Origin of the sequence: Streptomyces niveiscabiei, from assembly GCF_001419795.1 — a bacterium.
Classification (GTDB): domain Bacteria; phylum Actinomycetota; class Actinomycetes; order Streptomycetales; family Streptomycetaceae; genus Streptomyces; species Streptomyces niveiscabiei.
In genome coordinates, this window is sequence record NZ_LIRL01000183.1 from 1 (window position 1) to 1,908 (window position 1,908).

General features: G+C 71.0%; 2 protein-coding genes. One reads left to right on the forward strand and one right to left on the reverse strand.

The window, feature by feature from the left end:
* Positions 1-471 precede the first annotated feature (471 nt).
* Entirely contained in the window at positions 472-1,458 is a 987-nt protein-coding gene (locus AOK24_RS10065; protein WP_055719712.1) for a 2-hydroxyacid dehydrogenase, read from the reverse strand.
* A 78-nt stretch (positions 1,459-1,536) separates the two neighbouring features.
* On the opposite strand from AOK24_RS10065, the gene AOK24_RS50420 reads away from it, so the two are divergent.
* Positions 1,537-1,908 (forward strand): aldo/keto reductase (locus AOK24_RS50420; protein WP_240553772.1); only part of this gene is annotated, 372 nt, incomplete at its 3' end.

Here is a 1,908-nt window from a genome sequence, read left to right on the forward strand (position 1 = left end):
GGCGGGCGGCGTCCCCGGTTCGGGGTGGGGGCGCAGCATCTCGTCGAGCGTCGTCGTCATGGCGGAGGGCGGCGCGTTCACCAGGGCCTCCCGGTCTGCTTCGGCCCCGGGCGGTGGTGGTCGCCTGCGTGGGGCGGGTGGTCGGTGCCGAGGGACGCGCTGTTCCGGTTGCCGTGTGCGGTGGTGTGGCCGCCTTGCGAGCCGTTTCTGCGTGGCGCGGTGCTCCAGGGTCGCCGTCGGCGGCCCCGCCGCGTCGGATCGTTCGCCTGTAGGCCGTGCATCGCCCGTCGCCCCCCTCACAAATCCGTGAACGTCCATCCCCGGCGCCGAATCGTGCGTGGCGCAGCCCCTGTCCGGGACGATACACCAGTCTCGTCACTCAGGGACATAGTTCCTCTACGCTCCGTGACGACCAGCGACTATGCCGGTACACCCCGCGTCCGGAGGACTGCGGAGGGTACCCGAATCGGGTTACACGCCTGCCGCGCCCGTCGTAAGGATCACGTTCCGCAGGGGCTCCCGGTTCACATATCGCACCAACTGGTCCACCAGCAGACGCTTGGCCCTCGGCAGGAAAGCGCTGCTCGGACCGCCGACGTGCGGGCTGATCAGGACTCCCGGCGCGCTCCACAGCGGGTGCCCGGCGGGCAGCGGCTCGGGATCGGTGACGTCCAGCGCGGCCGTCAGGCGGCCCGACTCCAGCTCCGCGAGCAGCGCCTGCGTGTCCACGACTGCCCCACGCGCCACGTTGACCAAGAGCGCGCCGTCCTTCATGCGGGCCAGAAACGGCTTGTTGACGAGCATACGAGTGCTCTCCGTGAGCGGCGTCACCACTATCACGACATCCGCGAGCGGAAGCAGTTCCGGCAGCTCCTCGATGGAATGCACCGGTCCGCGCTCCGTCGTGCGCCCGGCGCGCGCGACCCGTACCACCCGCGCGATCTCGAACGCCGTGAGCCGGTCCTCGATCGCCTCGCCGATCGCGCCGTAGCCGAGGATCAGCACCGTGCGGTCCGCGAGCGCCGGGTGGAAGCCGCCCTGCCACTCCTGGCGGTCCTGCGCGCGCACGAAGCCCGGGATGCCGCGCAGGGAGGCGAGCGTGAGGGTGAGCGCGAGTTCGGCGGTGCTCGTTTCGTGCACCCCGCGCGCGTTGCACAGCTGCACGCCGGGGGGGAGCAGGTCGAGGCGGGCCGTGATGTCGTCCACACCGGCCGTGAGGGTCTGGACGACGCGGAGGTTCGGCATCGCCTCCAGCGGGCCGATCTTCACGGGCTGGCGCTTCATGTACGGGACGACGTAGAAGGCGCACCGCGCCGGGTCGCCGGGATAGGGCCGGGTGCCGTCCGGGCCGCCGTCCCAGAAAAGGTAGTTCGGGCCCTGCGGAAGGCCCTCGATCTCCTCCGGCGGAATGGAGAGCCAGACGTCTTGAACGCTGTGACGTGCGGTGTCGTCAGTCATGGGCAGGAGGTTATGTCAGGCACGCGCGCGTGCAGAGGTTAGGTTTGAGGAGTTCAGGAGAGGGAGGGTCAGGGGCAGGTGGAGCGCAGGACGATCGGCGCCGGCGCGCTCTCGGCGGGGGCCGTCGGACTCGGGTGCATGCCGATGAGCTGGGGGTACAGCGGGTCGCGGCGGCGGGGCGACGAGTCCGCGCGCGCGGTGCGGCGGGCGCTGGACGTGGGGTCGTCCTTAGTGGACACCGCCGACATGTACGGGCCGTTCACCAACGAACTGCTCGTGGGGCGGGCCCTGAAGGAGCGGCGCGGTGAGGCGTTCGTCGCCACCAAGGTGGGGCTGCTCGTCGGCGATCAGCACATCGTCGCCAACGGCCGCCCCGGGTACGTCCGTCGCGCCTGCGACGCGTCCCTGCGGCGGCTCCAGACCGACGTCATCGACCTCTACCAGCTCCAC

Coding starts and splice junctions, on each gene's coding strand:
- AOK24_RS10065 (WP_055719712.1), bottom strand. CDS start 1,458: ATGACTGACGACACCGCACGTCACAGCGTTCAAGACGTCTGGCTCTCC.